Source organism: Streptomyces sp. NBC_01288 (assembly GCF_035982055.1).
Taxonomy (GTDB): Bacteria; Actinomycetota; Actinomycetes; order Streptomycetales; family Streptomycetaceae; genus Streptomyces.
In genome coordinates this window covers 7,604,007-7,622,568 of sequence record NZ_CP108427.1, presented here as the reverse complement: position 1 = coordinate 7,622,568, position 18,562 = coordinate 7,604,007, and the positions used below count along the sequence as shown (strand labels likewise).

15 protein-coding genes and 1 pseudogene are annotated in these 18,562 nt (G+C 70.6%); 7 read left to right on the top strand and 9 right to left on the bottom strand.

The genetic code is table 11. From position 1 onward, the window contains the following. Nucleotides 1-24 precede the first annotated feature (24 nt). Nucleotides 25-1,128 carry a S1C family serine protease gene (locus OG194_RS34385; protein WP_327404662.1) on the top strand — a complete coding sequence of 368 codons (1,104 nt, stop codon included), beginning with the start codon at nucleotides 25-27 and terminating at the stop codon, nucleotides 1,126-1,128. Between the two features lie 86 nt (nucleotides 1,129-1,214). Here OG194_RS34385 and OG194_RS34380 read toward each other — a convergent pair whose 3' ends face one another. Next, entirely contained in the window at nucleotides 1,215-1,427 is a 213-nt protein-coding gene (locus OG194_RS34380; protein ID WP_033284163.1) for a hypothetical protein, read from the bottom strand. Between the two features lie 234 nt (nucleotides 1,428-1,661). Between OG194_RS34380 and OG194_RS34375 the strand changes: the two genes are divergently transcribed. After that, nucleotides 1,662-2,864, top strand: coding sequence for a bifunctional adenosylcobinamide kinase/adenosylcobinamide-phosphate guanylyltransferase (locus tag OG194_RS34375; protein WP_327404661.1), 1,203 nt, complete (start codon nucleotides 1,662-1,664; stop codon nucleotides 2,862-2,864). A 142-nt stretch (nucleotides 2,865-3,006) separates the two neighbouring features. Here the strand turns inward: OG194_RS34375 and OG194_RS34370 are convergent, their stop codons facing one another. Both OG194_RS34370 and OG194_RS34365 read right to left on the bottom strand, forming a co-directional pair. Further along, on the bottom strand, nucleotides 3,007-3,450 hold the full coding sequence (locus tag OG194_RS34370; protein ID WP_327404660.1) for a type II toxin-antitoxin system Phd/YefM family antitoxin: 444 nt from the start codon (nucleotides 3,448-3,450) through the stop codon (nucleotides 3,007-3,009). A gap of 46 nt (nucleotides 3,451-3,496) precedes the next feature. Further along, a complete protein-coding gene (locus OG194_RS34365) occupies nucleotides 3,497-4,021 on the bottom strand; it encodes a methyltransferase domain-containing protein (RefSeq protein WP_327404659.1) in 525 nt (174 codons plus the stop codon). 138 nt (nucleotides 4,022-4,159) lie between these two features. On the opposite strand from OG194_RS34365, the pseudogene cobT reads away from it, so the two are divergent. The 3 genes and pseudogenes from cobT to OG194_RS34350 form a co-directional block, all read left to right on the top strand. Further along, nucleotides 4,160-5,266: pseudogene (cobT, locus tag OG194_RS34360) on the top strand (nicotinate-nucleotide--dimethylbenzimidazole phosphoribosyltransferase); the annotation flags it as partial. Nucleotides 5,267-5,759: 493 nt separating this feature from the next. Then, entirely contained in the window at nucleotides 5,760-7,526 is a 1,767-nt protein-coding gene (locus OG194_RS34355) for a phosphatidylglycerol lysyltransferase domain-containing protein (RefSeq protein ID WP_327404658.1), read from the top strand. Next, nucleotides 7,523-8,209 (top strand): hypothetical protein, encoded by a 687-nt coding sequence (locus tag OG194_RS34350; RefSeq protein WP_327404657.1) that lies wholly within the window; start codon nucleotides 7,523-7,525, stop codon nucleotides 8,207-8,209. The genes OG194_RS34355 and OG194_RS34350 overlap by 4 nt, the downstream gene beginning before the upstream one ends. A 121-nt stretch (nucleotides 8,210-8,330) precedes the next feature. Here OG194_RS34350 and OG194_RS34345 read toward each other — a convergent pair whose 3' ends face one another. Next, the gene (locus OG194_RS34345; protein WP_327404656.1) at nucleotides 8,331-9,098 is read right to left on the bottom strand and encodes a hypothetical protein; all 768 of its coding nucleotides are present in this window, start codon (nucleotides 9,096-9,098) and stop codon (nucleotides 8,331-8,333) included. Between the two features lie 60 nt (nucleotides 9,099-9,158). On the opposite strand from OG194_RS34345, the gene OG194_RS34340 reads away from it, so the two are divergent. After that, nucleotides 9,159-9,944 carry an adenosylcobinamide-GDP ribazoletransferase gene (locus OG194_RS34340; RefSeq protein ID WP_327404655.1) on the top strand — a complete coding sequence of 262 codons (786 nt, stop codon included), beginning with the start codon at nucleotides 9,159-9,161 and terminating at the stop codon, nucleotides 9,942-9,944. An 85-nt stretch (nucleotides 9,945-10,029) separates the two neighbouring features. Here the strand turns inward: OG194_RS34340 and OG194_RS34335 are convergent, their stop codons facing one another. The 5 genes from OG194_RS34335 to OG194_RS34315 all read right to left on the bottom strand — a co-directional run bounded on the left by OG194_RS34335 (nucleotide 10,030) and on the right by OG194_RS34315 (nucleotide 16,609). Next, nucleotides 10,030-10,836 (bottom strand): endo alpha-1,4 polygalactosaminidase, encoded by an 807-nt coding sequence (locus tag OG194_RS34335; protein WP_327404654.1) that lies wholly within the window; start codon nucleotides 10,834-10,836, stop codon nucleotides 10,030-10,032. Continuing rightward, nucleotides 10,833-11,483, bottom strand: a complete 651-nt coding sequence (locus tag OG194_RS34330; RefSeq protein ID WP_327404653.1) for a spherulation-specific family 4 protein — start codon at nucleotides 11,481-11,483, stop codon at nucleotides 10,833-10,835. The genes OG194_RS34335 and OG194_RS34330 overlap by 4 nt, the downstream gene beginning before the upstream one ends. Further along, complete coding sequence (locus tag OG194_RS34325; RefSeq protein ID WP_327404652.1) at nucleotides 11,480-12,946, bottom strand: hypothetical protein; 1,467 nt, start codon at nucleotides 12,944-12,946, stop codon at nucleotides 11,480-11,482. The genes OG194_RS34330 and OG194_RS34325 overlap by 4 nt, the downstream gene beginning before the upstream one ends. Continuing rightward, nucleotides 12,943-14,466, bottom strand: coding sequence for a GT4 family glycosyltransferase PelF (gene pelF / locus OG194_RS34320; RefSeq protein WP_327404651.1), 1,524 nt, complete (start codon nucleotides 14,464-14,466; stop codon nucleotides 12,943-12,945). The genes OG194_RS34325 and pelF overlap by 4 nt, the downstream gene beginning before the upstream one ends. A gap of 118 nt (nucleotides 14,467-14,584) precedes the next feature. Continuing rightward, complete coding sequence (locus tag OG194_RS34315) at nucleotides 14,585-16,609, bottom strand: hypothetical protein (RefSeq protein ID WP_327404650.1); 2,025 nt, start codon at nucleotides 16,607-16,609, stop codon at nucleotides 14,585-14,587. 353 nt (nucleotides 16,610-16,962) lie between these two features. Here OG194_RS34315 and OG194_RS34310 point away from each other — a divergent pair, with 353 nt between their 5' ends. Beyond that, entirely contained in the window at nucleotides 16,963-18,486 is a 1,524-nt protein-coding gene (locus OG194_RS34310; RefSeq protein ID WP_327404649.1) for a leucyl aminopeptidase, read from the top strand. Nucleotides 18,487-18,562: the final 76 nt, after the last annotated feature.

The window sequence follows — 18,562 nt, the reverse complement described above, 5'->3', positions numbered from 1 at the left end:
TCACCCCAAAGAGACACTCGGCGTATGGACTCTCCCCGTATCCGCGCCCTCCGCCCCATAGCTCTCCTCGTCTGTTCGCTCGCGCTGGTCGCCGGGTGTTCCGGTTCCGACTCCGGGTCCTCGTCGGCCTCCTCGGCCTCCTCGGCCTCCTCGAAGAAGGACGGCTCGACCACGCAGGCCGCCGAGGCCGCCGTACCGATGTCGAGTGACGACCTTCAGAGCGACTACCTGAAGGTGATCAAGGAGGTCCTGCCGTCGGTCGTGCAGATCCAGGCCAGCAGTGATCTGGGGTCGGGGATCGTGTACGACGACCAGGGGCACATCGTCACCAACGCGCATGTCGTCGGGGACGAGAAGACGTTCAAGGTGACCACCGCGAACAGCGAGGACGTGCTCACCGCCAAGCTCGTCTACTCGTACCCCGAGCAGGACCTGGCCGTCGTCAAGCTGGACAAGGTGCCGGACGGGCTGAAGGCGGCGACCTTCGCGGACTCCTCCAAGGTCGAAGTGGGGCAGATCGTCCTCGCCATGGGCTCGCCGCTCGGACTGTCGTCCAGCGTGACGCAGGGCATCGTGTCGGCGACCGGACGGACCGTCAGCGAGGGCAGCAGCGGCGGCGGTACGGGCGCGACCATCGCCAACATGGTGCAGACCTCGGCCGCGATCAACCCCGGCAACAGCGGGGGCGCGCTGGTGAATCTGAACGGGCAGGTCATCGGCATCCCGACCCTTGCCGCCACCGATCCCGACCTCGGGGGCGGTGCGGCGCCGGGGATCGGGTTCGCGATTCCCTCGTCGATGGTCAAGACCGTCGCCGACCAGATCGTCAAGGACGGCAAGGTCACCGACTCGGGGCGGGCGGCCCTCGGCATCACCGGACGTACGGTCGTCGACGACAGATATCAGGCGGCCGGGGTCGCCGTGGTCGAGGTGAAGAGCGGTGGGGCCGCCGACAAGGCCGGTATCCGGGCGGGCGACATCATCACGAAGCTCGGTGACACGGGTATCACCACGATCACCTCGCTGTCGGAGGCGCTGGCGTCCGACAGGCCGGGGCAGAGGACGACGGTGACGTACTCGCGGAACGGGGCGTCGAAGAAGGTCGACGTGACGCTGGGCGAGCAGTAGCCCGGCCCAGCGCGTTTCAGCTCAGGAACGAGGTGGGGGCGGCCGGTGTCTCTCCGGCCGCCCCCACCTCTTTGGCCTACGACGGGTTACGCGTCCTCGGCGTGCAGGCTCATCGGACCGTAGATCTGCGTGCCGTCCTCGAAGAGGAACACCTGGTCCGCGCCGCCCGCGACGAGTTCTTTCCAGATCTCGCCGAGCCAGGACTCCGCGTCGCCCTGCGTGGTGAACTCCTCCGGCGTGACCGCGGGTTCGACCTCGGTCCCGTCGGACTTCTCGAACCGCCAGATCCATGCCGCCATCTACGCCTCCAAGGTCTGAGCGCGTGCAGAACAGAAGCCGGATCTTGGTCCGGCTTCTGTGTGCAGCGTATTCGCTCCGCTGGGTTAGTGGGGGGTGAGCTGCGGATATTCGGTCGGGTGCGGGCGCGTGGGGGCTGGTCGCGCCCCGCGGCGGAGCCGCAAATGTCACAGCCCCGCGCCCCTTAGGGGGGTCCAGGGCGCGCATGTCTCCTAGTGAGCGGTGAAAATCGATCCGTGGAACTCACTCTGCTCGGTACCGGTGCCCCTGCGGGACTGCCCCGCCTCGATTGCCCCTGTGCGGCCTGTGCCGTGTCGCTCGGGGTGGATGCCCGGGCTGCTACCGCCGTGCTTGTGGACGGGACGTTGTTGCTCGACCTGACGCCCGGGGCCGCCTTTGCCGCGGCTCGGGCCGGGCACTCGCTCGGCGGGGTGCGGCAGGTGCTGTTGTCGCATCCGCATGACGGGCCCGCGGTGGAGGTGCCTGCGGGGCTGCCGCAGCCGGGGCGGGTGCCGGACGGGCGGGAGCTGGCGTTGTTGACGGGGCATCGGGTGCGGGCGGTGGCGATGGACGCGCCCGGTACCGGGTACGCCGTCACCGGGCCCGACGGTCAGCGGGTGCTGTATCTGCCGCCGGGGGGCGCGCCGGCCGGGCTTGAGGAGGGGGCCGTGCCGTCGTACGACATGGTGCTCGCCGATGTCGTGGGGCGGCCGGACGCCCTGGCCAAGCTGCGGGCCGTCGGGGCGATGGGGCCCGCGACCGACGTCATCGCCGTCCATCTCGACCACGATGTGGCGCCGGGGGCCGAGTTGGCGCGGCGGCTGGCGGCCGTGGGGGCGCGGGCCGTGCCGGACGGGACGACGTTGACCGTGGGGGTGTACGAGGACGTGCCCGATGTGCCGCGGCGGACGCTGGTGCTGGGTGGGGCGCGGTCCGGGAAGTCGGTCGAGGCGGAACGGCGGCTGGAGGCCTTTCCCGATGTGCTGTACGTCGCCACCGGCGGCTCGCGCAACGGGGACACCGAGTGGACCTCCCGCGTCTCCGCGCACCGGGAGCGGCGGCCGGGGTCGTGGCGTACGGCGGAGACGTGCGACCTGGTGCCGTTGCTCGCGGAGGACGGGCCGCCGTTGCTCATCGACTGTCTGTCGCTGTGGCTGACGGACGCCATGGACTCCGTGGGGGCGTGGGACGACACGGAGTGGGGGGACGGCGGGGAGAAGAAACTCCGGGAGCGGGTACGGGAGTTGACCGCCGCTGTGCGCACCACGCGGCGGACCCTGGTCGCCGTGTCCAACGAGGTCGGCTCGGGGATCGTGCCGGCGACCGCGTCCGGGCGCCGGTACCGCGACGAGCTGGGGCGGTTGAACGCCGCGCTCGCCGGCGAGTGCGAGCACGTGTTGCTGGTGGTGGCGGGGCAGGCGCTGACGTTGCGCGGCTAGGCCGTGTCCGGGAGGTCCGTCGTCCGCCCGAAGGGCGGGCCCCGCGGCGTCCGGTGCGGGGCCGAGTGCGTGCCGGGCGTCGCGGGGCTGGGGGCACCTCCCACGCCTTTGAGCAGTGGGGGAGGGACTTCGCGGACACGGCCTAGGACCCGTCCCGCCCGTCGATCGGTGGCTGTCGGGCGAGGAACTCGGCGAACGCCGCCGCCTGCTTCGGGCTCATGTACACCTGGCGCCCGTTGCGCGCCCACAGCTCCAGCCAGTCGAGTTCGGCCGCGGACCGCAGCTCGGCCACGACCGCGCGATCCCGCGTGAATGTCATGCGCACCCCGTCCGCGTGCACGTACCGGATGTACGGGCCATGTCGCTCCGGTCCTGGCGGCGGCTCCGGCGCGGCGTCCGGACGGGGCATGGCGGCGCCGTAGGCCCTTGCTCCTCGCTGCGCCCAGTGCTCCAGCTCGGCCAGTTCGGCGGCCGGGAGGAGTACGCCCGCCGGCTCGCCGTCCACGGTGACGCTGACGCGTTCGCCGGTCTCCTCGACCAGGGCGACCGCGCGCTCCAACTCCTCGGCGCTGCTTGTCGGTTCCATGCTCCTCATGGTCCCCGACGCTATCGGCGGCGCCCTCTCGGCGTGCTCAGCGCCTGCGGGCGATGATCCGCTGCGGGGGCGGGAGCCGGTCCTGGAAGCCTCTGTGTTCGGGGACGAACTCGCAGTCGTGGGGCTCCAGTTGGGCGCGCAGGTCGTCCGGGCGGCCTTCCAGGAGGAGGAGGCCGCCGGGGCGCAGGACCGTGAGGGCGGCGCGGAGTTCGGCGTCGGGGTCGGGGGCCGGTGAGCGGTCGCGCAGGAGGGTCACGACGTCGTAGCGGGACTGGAGGGCCGTGGTGATGTGCGGGTCCGTGAGGTGGCCGGCGTAGGCCTCCTCGATGCGTTCGGCGGCGCGGGCGCGGACGACTCGGGGGGTGGGGTCGAGGCCGTCGAAGGAGGTGTACGGGAAGAGGGTCTTCGCCGTTTCGGGGAAGTGGGCGTCGCCGGTGCCGACGTCGAGCCAGCTCTCCGGTTCCGGGAGGAGCCGGAGGATCGCGCGGGCCAGTGCGCGGTGGCGGCGGCGCGCGTCGAGGGTGCTGACGCGCGTGCTGACGCGGGTGCGCAGGCTGTTCATGGGCGGCTCCCGGAGTCGTACGGCAAAACGGTGCAAACCGATACGTACGGGATCTAGATCTTGAGGGCAAGGACGTCCGGGGCGCGTGGTGGCCATGTGGCGCTGTCGCGTTCGATCGCTGCCGGTACTGTTCGGCGAATGAGCTCGCTTAATCTCGACGACTTCTCCGATCTGATCGAGCGCCCCGACGGCGGTGTGCGCCGTGACGCGGAGGCGCGCCGCGAACGTCAGATCGTGCCGCCCGGGTCGCTGGGGCGACTCGACGACCTGGGTGAGTGGCTGGCGGCGGCGCAGGGCGTCGTGCCGGTGCGGCCGGTCGAACGGCCGCGTCTGGTGCTGTTCGCGGGCGACCACGGCATCGCCGAACTCGGTGTGTCGGCCCGGCCGGCGGGCAGCGCCGGGGAGTTGGTGCGGTCGGTACTGGAGGGCGGCAGCCCGGCGGCGGTGCTCGCCCGGCGGCTCGGCGTGCCGGTGCGGATCGTGGACATGGCCCTGGACTGCGACCCCGGCTCCCTGCCGGACGAGGTCGTGAAGCACCGCGTACGGCGGGGCAGCGGGCGTATCGACATCGAGGACGCGCTGACGCCGGAGGAGGCGACGGCCGCGTTCGAGGCGGGGGTCGCCGTCGCGAACGAGGAGGCCGACTCCGGTACGGATCTGGTGGTCCTCGGCGATGTGAGCGTCGGCGGTACGACGCCTGCCTCCGTGCTGATCGCCGCGCTGTGCGGGACCGACGCGTCCGTCGTCACCGGGCGGGGCGGCCTCGCGATCGATGACCTCGCGTGGATGCGCAAGTGCGCGGCGATCCGGGATTCGCTGCGGCGGGCCCGGCCGGTGCTGGGCGACCAGTTGCAGCTCCTCGCGACGGTGGGCGGTGCCGACCTCGCCGCGATGACCGGGTTCCTGTTGCAGAGTGCCGTACGGAAGCTGCCGGTGATCCTGGACGGCGTCGTGGCCGCCGCGTGCGCGCTGGTGGGCCAGCGGGTCGCGTTCCGGGCGCCTGACTGGTGGCTCGCCGGGCAGAACAGCGGCGAGCCGGGCCAGGCGAAGGCGCTGGACCGGATGGCCCTGGAGCCCCTCCTCGACCACGGAGTGACGGTGGGAGAAGGCGCGGGCGCGTTGCTCGCGCTGCCGCTGGTGCAGGCCGCGGCGGCACTGGCGGCCGAACTCCCGCTCAGGCCGGAGGAGTTGGAGGAGTTGGAGCAGCCAGTGGAGGCAGAGGCGGCGTCGGCGGCCGAACCGGAAGACTTGGCGGTGTCGGCGGTGTCGGCGGTGTCGGCGGAGCCTTCCGTGGCGCCCGAAACGGCGGAGAAGGATGCCGACGCTCCGGAAGCGGCCGTGGGCCCCGAGAAAGCCCAGGACACGACGCCTTCCGAAAAGTCCGTGACGGCCGCGGAGCCGGAGAAGCCCGCGCAGCCGGAATAGGCCGGGAGCGGACGCGGGCCAGTGAGCGAACTCGGACCCGGAAGCGGACGCGTGCCCGGTGAAGGCCGACGGCCCCGGCCGGGGCCCGGAAGCCGCCGCCCGAGGCGAACAGGCCGGCCACCACACAGCGGCCGACCCCCGCGCGGAAGCCGTCCGACGCACGAGCCCCGGCCAACGCACGGCAGCCGACCGGGGGTCGGTAAGTCGGTCGGCCCGGGTCGCGGAGCCCGAGGAGTGACCTGGGCCTGGTCGTGATCGTTGCGGCGGCGGATAAGAACCGTTCGTCGCGACAACGCCCATATGATCCTCCTTCATGGGAGATGTCCGGGTCGGGCCCGTTCAGGAACGTCACAGCTCAGGCGCCTCGCGGCGGGCCGCGGCCTTCGCCGTCTGGTATTTGCGGGCCGTCGCGTTCATCAACTTCCTCAGCGCGGCGTGGGTTTCGCTGGGGCAGGACGTACGACGGCACAACCAGGAGAACTTCTTCACGCCGTATCTGCTGACGGCAGGCTTCGCGTCCGGGGTGTTCACGGCGTTCCTCGCCATCACCATGCGGCGCCGCAAACGCGCCGCGTGGATCCTGAACCTGGTGGTCAGCGGGCTGTTCCTGGCGCTGTTCGGGTTCGCCATGTCGTTCCAGGAGATCCGCCAGTACCCGCAGAACTGGATCTCCCTGGTGCTGACCGCCGCGTTCGTCGCCGCGCTGGTGGTGGGGCGGCGGGAGTTCTACGCCAAGGGCGACCGGTCCAACCCCCGGCTCGCCGCGGTCGTCGCCGTCGGCGGCACGCTGGCCGCCTCACTGCTCGCCGCGCTATTGGTGACGGTCACCAACCAGGCGCACGACGCGTCCCGTTCGACGTTCGTGGAGCGCTGGCGCTACGGCGCGTTCCGGCTGGTGTCCATCGCCGCGCCGGAGAATCGCTTCCCCGGCATCTGGACCCCGAACTGGGTCAACGTCGTCATCAACGTCCTCAGCACGGTCCTGGTCCTCGCCGTGTTCTACGCCGCGTTCCGCTCCCGGCGCGCCGTCGACCCGCTCACCGAGGACGACGAGAAGAAGCTCCGGGCGCTCCTCGAACGGCAGGGCGAGCGCGACTCGCTCGGGTACTTCGCGCTGCGCCGGGAGAAGAGCGTGGTGTGGTCGCCGACCGGCAAGGCTGCCGTCGCGTACCGGGTCGTGGGCGGGGTGTCGCTGGCTTCCGGTGACCCGATCGGCGACCCGGAGGCATGGCCCGGCGCGATCGAGCCGTGGCTGGCGGAGGCCCGGGTTCACGGATGGATTCCGGCCGTGATGGGCGCGAGCGAGGAGGCGGGCACCGTCTACGCACGGCACGGCCTCGACGCCCTCGAACTCGGGGACGAAGCCCTCGTCGAGGTCGCCGAGTTCACGCTGGAGGGGCGCGCCATGCGGACCGTACGGCAGGCCTTCAACCGGGTGAAGCGGGCCGGGTACACCGTACGCATCCGCCGCCACGAGGACATTCCGGCCGAGGAGATGGCGTATCTGCTGAAGCGCGCGGACGACTGGCGCGACGGGGCCACCGAACGCGGGTTCAGCATGGCGCTCGGGCGGCTCGGGGACCCCGATGACGGGCGGTGCGTGATGCTCGAATGCACCGACGGGGAGGGCGAGTTGAGGGCGGTGCTGTCCTTCGTGCCGTGGGGGCCGCACGGGCTGTCGCTCGACCTGATGCGCCGGGACCGCGGCTCCGACAACGGGCTCATGGAGTTCATGGTGATCGAACTCCTGCGCCGCGCCCAGGAGATCGGCATCACCCAGGTCTCGCTCAACTTCGCCATGTTCCGTTCGGTCTTCGAACGGGGGGCGCGGATCGGTGCCGGGCCGGTGCTGCGGCTGTGGAGGTCGCTCCTCAGCTTCTTCTCGCGCTGGTGGCAGATCGAGTCGCTGTACCGCGCCAACGCCAAGTACCGGCCCATCTGGGAACCCCGGTTCCTGCTCTTCGAGAAGAGCGCGGACCTGCTGCGCATCGGCCTCGCGGCGGCGCGTGCTGAAGGGTTCCTGGAAGCTCCGGGCCTGCCGAAGTGGCTGCACCGCAAGCACCTGGAGACGCACAGATGAACCGTCTCGCCCGCTGGGCCCGCGCCGAATGGGGACTGCTCTACGTCACCGTGCGCGAGCCGCTGCTGAAGCGGCGCCGGCGGGCGATCCCGATGACGATCGGCGCGGTGCTGCTGACGGCGGTCCTGCAATTCGTGCAGAACCAGTCTTGGGGTTACCAGTTCGTGCAGGACACGGGCGCGGTACGGGCCGTGGATCCGCTGTGGCTGGCCCTCCTCCGCACCCCGCTCTCCCTCTTCGTGCCCGCGCTGGACCTGCCCGTGTGGGGCGCCCTCGCCCAGATCCTCTTCGTGTTCGGCATCGCGGAGATCGCCCTCGGCCGCTGGCGCACGCTCGCCATCGCCTACGCCGCGACCCTCGCCGGCACGCTCTACGCCCGCCTCGGCATCCGGCTCGGCTTCGACAACCCGTTCGGGCTGCCCGGCTCGGACCGGCTGGTCGTGGACACGGGTCCCTCGGCCGCCGTGGTCGGCCTCGCGGTGTTCGTCGCGTGGCGCTACGGCGCGTACGCCACGGCCCTCGCGGTGACCGCGGCGATAGTGATCGAGGTGATGCTGAAGGGCAACCTCGCGGGCAAGGAGCATCTGGCGGCGATCATCGCGGTGGGGGTGCTGTGTCTGGCGTCGGCGCTGCGGCACCGGCGGAGTGGGTTTTGGGCGGGGGCGGGCCCGCGGTCACGGTGAGGTCGCCCGACTGCGCCAGGGACCCTTGCCGCGAAAGTGTGACACTTTAGCGAAAAGTGTCACACTTTCGCGGGAAGTGTCACACTTTCGCGGGAAGGGTCCCTGGCGACGATCCCCCTCCTCACCGCCGACCGGGAATCCGCACCGGCTCCGGATCCGGTTTCCCCCCGAGCCAGTCCTGGACAGCGCGGCGCGGGCCCGCCCAGCGGCGGTCGTGGTGGTAGGCGCGGAGGGTGGAACGGGCTCGGGCCCGGTGGCGGCGCTTGCGGTAGAAGCGCTTGGCCCAGGGGGAACCCGGGCGGGCCAGCCGGATCGCGCCGACGACGGCGACCAGCGGGACGAGGACGCCGAAGACCGCCGTGCGGGCCTTGCCCTTGCTCAGGGCGATGAGGGAGAAGAGGAAGTTCACCGCGACGCTGACGATCACGCTCGCGCGGTCGTGCAGTTCGGTGTCGGTGAGGTCGTTGACGCCGAAGGGCGAGAAACCGGCGAGGACGAAGCCGACCAGGGCCGCCGTGAGCACCACCGCCTCGACGCTCTTGCGGCCCGCCTCGGTCCAGTACACGTCGTCGAGGTAGAGGATCAGCGCGAACTCGTCCAGGACCAGGCCCGCGCCCATGCCGAAGACGATCGCGAAGATCGCCGATCCGACGCCGTAGCGCGTGCTGGCCACCGCGCCGAAGCCGCCGATCACGGTGAGGACCACGCCCGGGACGACGTGGTGGATGTGTACGTCGCCGGCCTTGATGTTGCCGAAGGGGCCCTTGCCGGCGCGGATCAGGCGGGTGATGACCCGGGTGATGAGGAAGGTCAGGACGAAGGCGGTGAGCGCTAGGAGCAGGGGGAGTTTGCCCGGCTCTACGATGTTGCGATGCAGCCAATGTCCCATATGTGCACTTTAGCTACGGCCGCCGGGGGTGCCCTCCTGACCGCCGGGTAATCTGCGCCGGTGTCCAAGACCTCGCCCTTCGACGGCTTCCGCTTCGCGTTCGGCACGCTGACTGTTCTCCCGGTCGGGGTGACCCGCTGGGACCGGGAGGCCGCGCGCCGCGGAATGATGGTGGCCCCGACCGTCGGAGTGGTTGTCGGTGGGTGCGCGGGCGGGCTTGGGCTGCTGCTTCTGTTTCTGGGGGCGGGGCCGCTGCTTGCCGCCGTCGGGAGCGTTGCCGTGCCTGCGGTTCTTACTCGGGGGCTGCATCTGGATGGGCTTGCGGATACCGCCGATGGACTGGGCAGCGGGAAGCCCGCCGAGGATGCGCTGCGGATCATGAAGCAGTCGGACATCGGGCCGTTCGGGGTGCTCGCCCTTGTCTTCGTGCTGCTGGCTCAGGTGGCTGCGTTGGCTCAGCTCTACGGCGACTCGTGGGGGCGGGGTGTGGCGGCGGCCATTGTCTCCGGGATCGTGGCTCGGCTGGCGCTGACGTGGGCTGCCCGGGTGGGGGTGCCTGCGGCTCGGCCGGAGGGGTTGGGGGCGGCGGTTGCGGGGGTGGTTCCGGTGGGGGGTGCGGTGGCTGTGACCGTGTCCAACGGGGTGATTTCGGTGGCGTTCGGGCCGTTCTTCGGGGGGCGTGGGTATGTGCACGTGGTTGTCGCCGTCGTTGTGGCGCTCGTTGTCGCTGAGCTTCTTCTGCGGCGCTGTCGGCGGCGGTTCGGTGGGGTTACGGGGGACGTGTTCGGGGGGCTTGCGGAGACTGCGGCTACGGCTGTGCTTGTGGTGCTTTCGGTGGGTGGGTGAGTGCGGGTTCGTCGTGACTGGTCGCGCAGTTCCCCGCGCCCCTAGGTGGGCTGCCTTGAGGTGTGTTCGACGGGACCCGGCGTAGTCAGCAGGCCTTGCGCCACGCGCCCAGTTCGTACTTCTTCTCCAGGGAACTCAGCTTCAGGTGGCGGGAGTCGGGGCAGAAGCGGCTGGTCGGGAGGTCGTACTCGACGTGGAAGACCGCCTTGTTGGCCTTGATGAACGGGGTCAGGGTGTCGCACTCGTCGTACTGGGCGCACTGTTCGTTGACCGCGAAGTCGAAGTCGCTTACCAGGGCGGGGATTTGGTCGAGGTCGTTCTTCAGGCCGACCGCCATGCCCCGGTCGTGGGACAGCTTGGCGATGAGGCGGTTGTAGCGGAGTTGGTCGGCTGCCTTGAGGGGGAAGCCGGTGTCGTTCCGGTAGCCGTCCATGTTGTCGGGCTCCACCGCGTCGAAGCCCTTGTCGCGGCACATGTCCAGGCGGGCCGCCATCAGGGGTTCGAGGACGTCCGTGCGGCGGATGTCCAGCCAGCGTTCGCCCTTCCAGCCGTTGCCCTTGCCCAGCACCGACTTGGGGAACTTCTTGGCGTCCGGGCGGAAGTCCTCCCAGGCGCCGGTCGAGATGTAGCAGATGACCTTGCGGCCCTTGTCGTGGAGTGAGGTCACCGTCGCCTTGGAGTGGTCGAAGCCGTCGATGTCGTAGACCGGGACGTCGATGGATGTGTCCAGGCGGCCGCTCAGCTGCCACTGCCAGGCCACTCCCGGGCGGGGCTGCCAGCGCTTTCCGGTGGTCTGCGTGGGGGTCGGCTTGGCGTCGGGGGTGGTGGTGCAGCCCGCGAGGAGCAGGACGAGGAGGGCGAGCAGTGGGGCGGGGTGGATCGGGCGGATCATGGAACGGGCTCCAAGGTGTGGGGCAAGGTACCCCACGGATGATCTCCCATGCCGGGTACCGCGCAGTGCACCGAGGCCCCTCGCGCACGGGCCTCCGCCTCGAAGTCGGCGTCGGGCGGGACGCCGTGGACGAGGTGGCCGAGGTGGGTTCCCTTCGTGCCGTGCCAAGGGTGGGGGGTCAGGTCGCGGTACGTCGTCCAGGGGCCCTCGAAGGTGATCAGGACGTCGGCTATGCGGGCGTAGGACGGGTGGGGGGTCGTGCCGTGGTTCAGCACGAGCGTGCCGCAGCCTGTGGCCCAGGCGGCGGTGGCGATGCGTTGGTAGTGCCTGAACTCGGCCTGGGTGGAGGGGACTTGGTCCAGGAACGCGCCGTCCGTGCCGTACCAGTCGCGGTAGCGGGTCAGGTCCGCTGCCACGTCCGCGTGCGGGCGGCGGCCGTAGTCCGTGTCCGTGTAGCCGAGCAACCGGACGTCCGTGGCGCGGAGTTGGGCCGCCACCTCGGCGAAGGCCCGGTCCGGGGTTTCGCCGGGGCCGCTGGCCGGGTTGAGGATCACGGCATAGAGGCGGGGGGCTGCCGCCACGATCGCGGCCCACTCGGAGGGGCGGACGGTGGGGTGTTCGTAGTACGGGACCAGCAGTTGGCTCATCGGTGTGCCGTGACCCTGCTCAACAGGGCGCAGACCAGGGCCACTTGGACCGCCGCCGCCGTGCCGTACACATACAGGGCGATCCAGTGTGGGCCGGCTGTGTGGGTGAGGAGGGCCAGGGTCTGGGCTACGGCTGCCGCGCAGCAGGTCGTTGCCGCGGCGAGGACCGCGCCGAAGGACTGTAGGAGCAGGCCTGTCCACAGGACCATGCCGAGGAGGAGCAGGGCCGCGAGGCTTACTCCGTCGAGGCTTGGGGTGTTGGGCCAGAGGGTGGTGGCCAGGAGGGTCAGGAGGGAGAGGGCTGCGAGGTAGGCGGTCAGGCACAGGGTGAGGGTTTGGCCTGTTGTGCGCCAGAAGGCTTTGGGGGTGCGGGTGTTGCGTAGGCCGGTGAGGCTGTCGCTGCGGAAGCGGTACAGGAGCCACTCGGCGGGGCCCATGCTCAGGGTTAGGGGGACTGCGGCGACAGCGCTGCCGCTCAGGGCGGCGTAGAGGACGAGGGCGCCGCTGCCTAGGCCGAACAGGGCGTAGGGGAGGGATGCGGTGAGTCGGGGAGCCATCGTTGTTTTTTGTCTGCGGGCCGGTGGGGGCTGGTCGCGCAGTTCCCCGCGCCCCTTGAAGGCATCGCGGTCGGGCTGTACTTCAAGCAGGGCCAGTGTCACTACCGCCAGCAGGGAGCCCAGCAGCAAGGTCAGTCTCAGCGCGTCCGGAATCGGCTGAACCATGGCCACGACCGCGACCGCCGTCATCGGCAACAAGGTTGCAAGCAAAGCTCGTTCGCGGCCCATGACCAGCAACACCGTGGCCGCGCCCAAGTAGCAGGACTGGCCTGCGGCGAAGGCTACGGCGACCGGGTGGGCTGTGCCCGCGACCGCCAGGGCGATCCCGGCGCCCAGGAGGGCGCCCAGGGGCGCGCCGGTGAGGAGGCTGTGGCGGGCGGCCGGTTTGTCGCCCAGGCCGAGCCAGGAGTAGGCGCGGTGGGCCAGGCCCTGGTTCCAGGTCCAGCCGACCAGGGCGCCGGACAGGAGGGGGAGGGTGCCTGCCGGGAGGCCGAAGGACTCGGGGTGGCCTGCCAGGAGGGGGGCGCCCAGGACGTAGCCGAAGCCGGGCAATGCGAAGACGACGCCTCTCAACAGGCAGCCGAGCAGGCCTACTTGCCAGGGGTCGTGGACCGGGCCGTCGGGTTCCGGGAAGCGGCGGGTTACGCGTTCGTACAACTCCTCCGCCAGGGCGAAGGAGTTCTTGACGCCGTAGCGCTCGCGTATCTGGTCGTCCGACATGCCGTCGGATTCGAGGAGGGCGGCTATCTCGTCGGGGTGCACGGCCGCGGCGACGAACTCGTCGAGACGGTCGGCGAGTTCGTCGATCGGGTCGGGTTCGGCCCAGCTCGGGGTGGGGCGTTGTTTGGGGACGCCGGGGAGAGTTTCCGAACTCGCCCCGGGCGGGAGCCAGATGGAACCCGTCACCAGTCCGTCCCGTCGGTGGCGACCGCCTTGTACCACGGATCGCGCAGCTCGGCGGTCCAGTCGGCGACGGTCTCGACGGTGGGCTCGTACACCTCGGGACGGCCCGCCAGCTCTTGGTAAATAGTCCGGAAATTGTCCACCGAGCGACGCAACGTGAACCGCTCGATAACCCTCTGCCGGGACAACTCCCCCAATTTCAGGCGGCGTTCGTCGTCCCGGAGGAGGGTGAGGACGGCGGCGGCCATCTTCTCCGGCTCGCGCGGCGGGACCACGAGGCCGGTGTCGCCGACGGCCTCGCTGACTCCGCCGACGTCGGTCGAGACGGTCGTACGGCCGCAGGACATGGCCTCGATGATGGAGAACGGGAAGCCTTCGGAGATCGAGGAGAGCATGACGACGTGTCCGGCCGCGTAGGCACGCCAGACCTCGCTGATGCGGCCCTCGAAGGTGACCCCGTCGGTGACGCCCAACTCGGCTGCCAGCTTTTCGAGTCTGGTGCGGTAGGCCTCGCCGCCGGCCGGGACCGGGCCGAACAACCGCAGCCTGGTTTCCGGGAGTTCGGCACGGACCTCCGCATACGCGCGTAGAAGTGTTTCGAGATCCTTGATGGGGTCCACGCGGCCGCACCAGGAGAGGGTGGGGATCTCCGGTTCGGGGCCCGCGTGCGGGAAGGCGGCCGGGTCGACGCCGTTGTAGACCGTGCGGATCTTGTCGGCGTCGGCGCCGCCGCGCTCCTCCCAGCGGCGGTTGTACTGGTTGCACGGGGTGATCAGGTCGGCGGCCTTGTACCCGTGGGAGTTCAACTCGCGGTAGAAGCCGAGCATGAAGGCCTTCACGGGCCAGCGCTGGCCGTCGCGGCGGTAGCCGAGGTAGCGCTCGCGCAGGTAGATGCCGTGCTCGGTGAGGAGGAACGGCACTCCATCGAGCTTCTTCGCGGCGAGCGCGGGCAGGGTCGCCAGGCCGCTGCTGACGGCGTGGGCGACGCAGTCCTCGGGGATGCGGACGCCGAGCGGGCGAAGTGCGTGCTCCAGCAGGTCCGTTGCGGTGAGCGCGTCGTGAACTGTGGGCCGGGCGGCGGCCGTTGCCAGGTGCGGCATCGTCCATATCCACATCAGCGAGCGCAGCGCCGTCTCGGTGCGCAGGGCCGCCGACAGGCGTCCTTGGCGGGCGAGTCGGGCCAGGTCGTAGAGGCTCTCACCGAAGTCGCAGTGGGCCTCGGGGTCGAGGAAGGAGAGCAGGAACCGCTCGTAGGAGTCGACGAAGCGGCGGCGGGCGGCGCCGTACAGGCCGTGTCGGCGGCGGCCCGGGCGTGGGCCCCAGGTCGGCACGGACGTGTGCCGGTAGGCGTTGGGCGGCAGCTCCCAAGTCACGGGTTCGCGGCCGCTGCCGGTGAGCGACAGGATGTGGAAGTCCACCTCCGGCATGCCCTTGACGAGCTGGTCGCACCAGGTGCTGACCCCGCCGTGGACGTGCGGATAGGTGCCTTCGGTGAGCATGGTGACGTGACGGCCGGTACGCATCGCTGCGCGGCTCCCCCCAGTTGGCGGATGGTGTGTGGGGAACTGCGGGTCGGACCCCGACTGCGGGTCCGTCGTGGCTGGTCGCGCAGTTCCCCGCGCCCCTTCAAGGGGCGTTGCTCTACGGCAGGTTGAGAGTGAGAGCGGTCTGCGTAAGCTCCGGCGTGGTCCAGGCCGAGCGCTCTCCCGCGTACGGCGTCCCGAACGCGGCTGTGCCGAGCGGCAGTTGCTTGGTGGTCCCTTCGGGTGCGGTCAACGGGATCTGGATCCCGGTGGGGGCGTTGACGGTGACGGTGGTGCCGATCCGGTACGCCTCGACGTCGCCGTTCGTGACGGCGGTCTGCCAGACGGTGCGGTTCTGGAGTTCGGTGCCGATCGCGCTCTCCCGCAGGTTCTCCAGCGGGGTGTTGTCGGCGAACAGCGCCTGGTATCCGGCGAGCACCTTGTCCAGGACCGGGTAGAGGACGCGGTCCTCGGCCAGGTTGGACTGGTGCGCGTAGTGCGGGAGCGGGTCGTTGCTGATGGCGTGGCCGAGGTCGGTGGCCACCTCCTGCGGGACGATGTAGTCGTCGTAGCCGGTGGCGGTGTCCAACGGGGCTGCCAGGCAGGTGGAGTCGGGGTTGTTCTCGCAGACTCCGCTGCCGCCGTCTGCCGTGGAGGTGTAGATCCAGTTGTACTCGTCGGCCAGCTCGGCCTTGGTGCCCGCGTTGTAGTACACGTTCATCGGATAGCGGGGCACGGTGAGCGCGTCGCCGACGGCCCGCTGGTCGCTCTCGCGAGAGTGGTCGGAGGCCGTCCAGGTGATGCCGTTGGCGGCGAGGGCGCCGGCCAGGTTCGGGTTGTCGTCGGGCTGCTGGGGCAGCGTCCTGAGGCCCGAGTGCTCACCGGTGACCAGCTCGTCCCGCTCGACCGGAAGGCCGTTCGCCAAAGCCCAGTTGTAGTTGTTCGCGATCTCCGCGGAGATGTCGGCCTGGCTCATGTACTGGGTCGTACCGTCCGCGTTCTTCGCGCAGCTCCAGGGCACGGTCGTCAAGTCCTGGACGCAGCCGAGGAATTCGTGCGTGTACGTGTGGTTGATCCAGCGGAAGTCGGCCTTGTCGGCGAGGAGCTGGTCGGTGAGGGCGTCCGTGCCGCCGTTCTCGCTCTTCCAGTCCTCGCCCAGGCCCGCGTTGAAGGCCAGGTCCAGGGTGAAGCCGTGGTCCTGCTCCCACTGGGCCGCGTACGCCGCGTCGGCCGCGGTCATCCGGATCGGTGTGGCGGTCGAGCCCTCGCCCGCCGCGCAGTCGTAGTCGCCGGGCGTGCAGTTGAGCTCGGTGTCCCAGCGGTCGTCGGGCGCGAAGACGTCGTCGACATGCACCGAAAAATAGTTGCGCGCCTGGCCCAGGTGCACGCCCTGAGTCAGCCATTCGACGATGCCGCGCGCCAACACCCGGAACTGCTCCTGGTATTGGTTGTACGCGAAGGTCAGCACCAGTTCGCGGCGCCCGTCGTGCGCGTACTCGCCGACCAGGCTGCCCCGCCCGGTGCCGCCCGGTACGGCGGTGTCGACGTAGCTCGTGAAACCGGTTCGGGGCGTGGCCACGAAGCCGTAACTCTCCTGCACGGACGAGGAGTTGTCCTCGAACGTGAGCGGTCCGTCGAGATAGCCGAAAGAGCCCGCCCTGCCGTCGGCGGTGACATCTGCCTCATGCCCGTCGAGTGCCCCCGAGTAGACGGCGTAGTCGAGACCGACCTCCGGGTGCGCCCACGTGTAGGCGTCGACCTGCGGGATGCCGTACGTCGTCTCGTAGGCGTCCAGCGCGGTCTGTTCCGCCGAACTCGTCCCGAACGGCGCCTCGTTGGGCAGGACGACGCCCTGGTACTTCGCGCGGGGTGTGCCGTCGACCGTGTCGCCGAGGAAGGCCGCGTCGATCGTGGGGCGGCCCGGGTCGTTCAGGTTCACAGTCGTGTACGGAATGCCCTCGCTCTTCAGCTGGGCGGCGATGGCCTCGACGGGGCTGTCCCCGTTGTCCACCACCAGCACCTTGAGATCGATGCGCGGCTCGTCGGCGGCCGATGCGCCCGGCGCCTCCAGGCCCAGCACCAGCAGTCCCGCGGCCGCCAGTACCGCGGCTCCGGCTCTCCACCTGTGCGTTCTCTGTGCCATGCCGCCCCTCCCCAGGCGATCCTCCCTGTGGTCGTCTCGCGGAGGATCCGTGGAAACCATGCGAATCGATGAGCATGTCGCCCACATGAACCTCACGAGTGTGGCGCAGGACATCCAGGGTGAGGATCGAGAAGTGGCCACTCCGCTTCCGACAGGTGAACCCCTCGCGGGAACAGGTGAACCCCCCGCGCGAATGAGCCACGACACCCACGCGCGTACGCTCGTCCTGGGCGCTCCACCAGCCCCCTATGCCCACCACCGCCGCAGGTCGGAAATAGGGTCGGCTGTCGGGCCCGGTCGACCCACCCCGATCGACCACAGGAACTTCACATCGGAAGCGAGAATTCACCACTGTGACTGCTCTCACTCTCAGCACCGCCGCGGCGCCCGGCCTGCGGGCCGACGCGATCGTGATCGGTGTCGGCAAGGGCGGCAAGGGCCCGGTCGTCGCACCGGGCGCCGACGCCGTGGACAAGGCGTACGACGGCAGGCTCGCCGGCGTCCTGGAGACCCTGGGCGCCTCCGGTGCCGAGGGCGAGATCACGAAGCTGCCCGCACCGGCCGGCTTCAAGGCCCCGCTCGTGCTCGCGGTGGGACTCGGCGCGGAGCCCGAGGAGGGCGAGGCGTACGACGCCGAGGCGCTGCGCCGGGCCGCCGGCGCTGCCGCCCGCGCGCTCACCGGCGCCAAGAAGGCCGCCTTCGCGCTCCCCCTCGCCGACGCCGCCGACGCCGGCGCGATCGCCGAGGGCGCGCTGCTCGGCGCGTACTCCTTCGACGCGTACAAGGGCAGCGTCAAGGACGCGAAGGCGGGCGGCAAGGCCCCCCTCGCCGAGGTCGCCCTGCTCGGCGGCAAGCCGCGCGACAAGGAGTACAAGGCGGCCGTGGAGCGTGCGCTCGCGGTCACCGAGGAGCTCAACCGCGCCCGCGACCTGATCAACACCCCGCCGAACGACCTCGACCCCGAGGCCTTCGCGGCCGTCGCGCAGACCGCGGCGAAGGAGCACGGCATCAAGGTGCAGGTGCTCGACGAGAAGGCCCTGGAGAAGGGCGGCTACGGCGGCATCCTCGGCGTCGGCGCCGGTTCCGCGGCCGGTCCGCGCCTGGTGAAGCTGTCGTACACGCACGCCGACGCGACCAAGCACCTCGCGTTCGTCGGCAAGGGCATCACGTACGACTCGGGCGGCATCTCGCTCAAGCCGGCCGGGCACAACGAGACGATGAAGTGCGACATGAGCGGTGCGGCAGCGGTGTTCGCCGCCGTCGTCGCGGCCGCGCGGCTGGGCCTCGCCGTCAATGTCACCGGCTGGCTGGCGCTCGCCGAGAACATGCCGTCGGGTTCCGCGACCCGTCCCGGTGACGTGCTGCGGATGTACAGCGGCAAGACCGTCGAGGTGCTCAACACGGACGCGGAGGGCCGGCTGGTCCTCGCGGACGCGCTGTGGGCGGCGTCGGCGGAGAAGCCGGACGCGATCGTGGACGTGGCGACGCTGACCGGGGCGATGGTTCTGGCTCTCGGGAGCCGGACGTTCGGTGTCATGGCGAACGACGACGCGTTCCGCGCGGCGATCGTGGACGCGGCGGAGGAAGTCGGCGAGCCGTCGTGGCCGATGCCGCTGCCGGAGCACCTGCGCAAGGGGATGGACTCTCCCACCGCCGACATCGCGAACATGGGTGAGCGGATGGGTGGCGGGCTCGTCGCCGGGCTGTTCCTGCGGGAGTTCGTGGGCGAGGGGATCACCTGGGCGCACGTCGACATCGCGGGGCCTGCGTTCAACGAGGGCGGGGCGTTCGGCTACACGCCCAAGGGCGGGACCGGGTCCGCGGTGCGGACGCTCGTGCGGCTGGCCGAGCTGACCGCTGCCGGGGATCTGGGCTGACGTTCGCCCAGTAGCTCGGTGCCTTCAGGTGCGTGGGCGACTGCGGGACGGCCTGTGGCCGGTCGCGCAGTTCCCC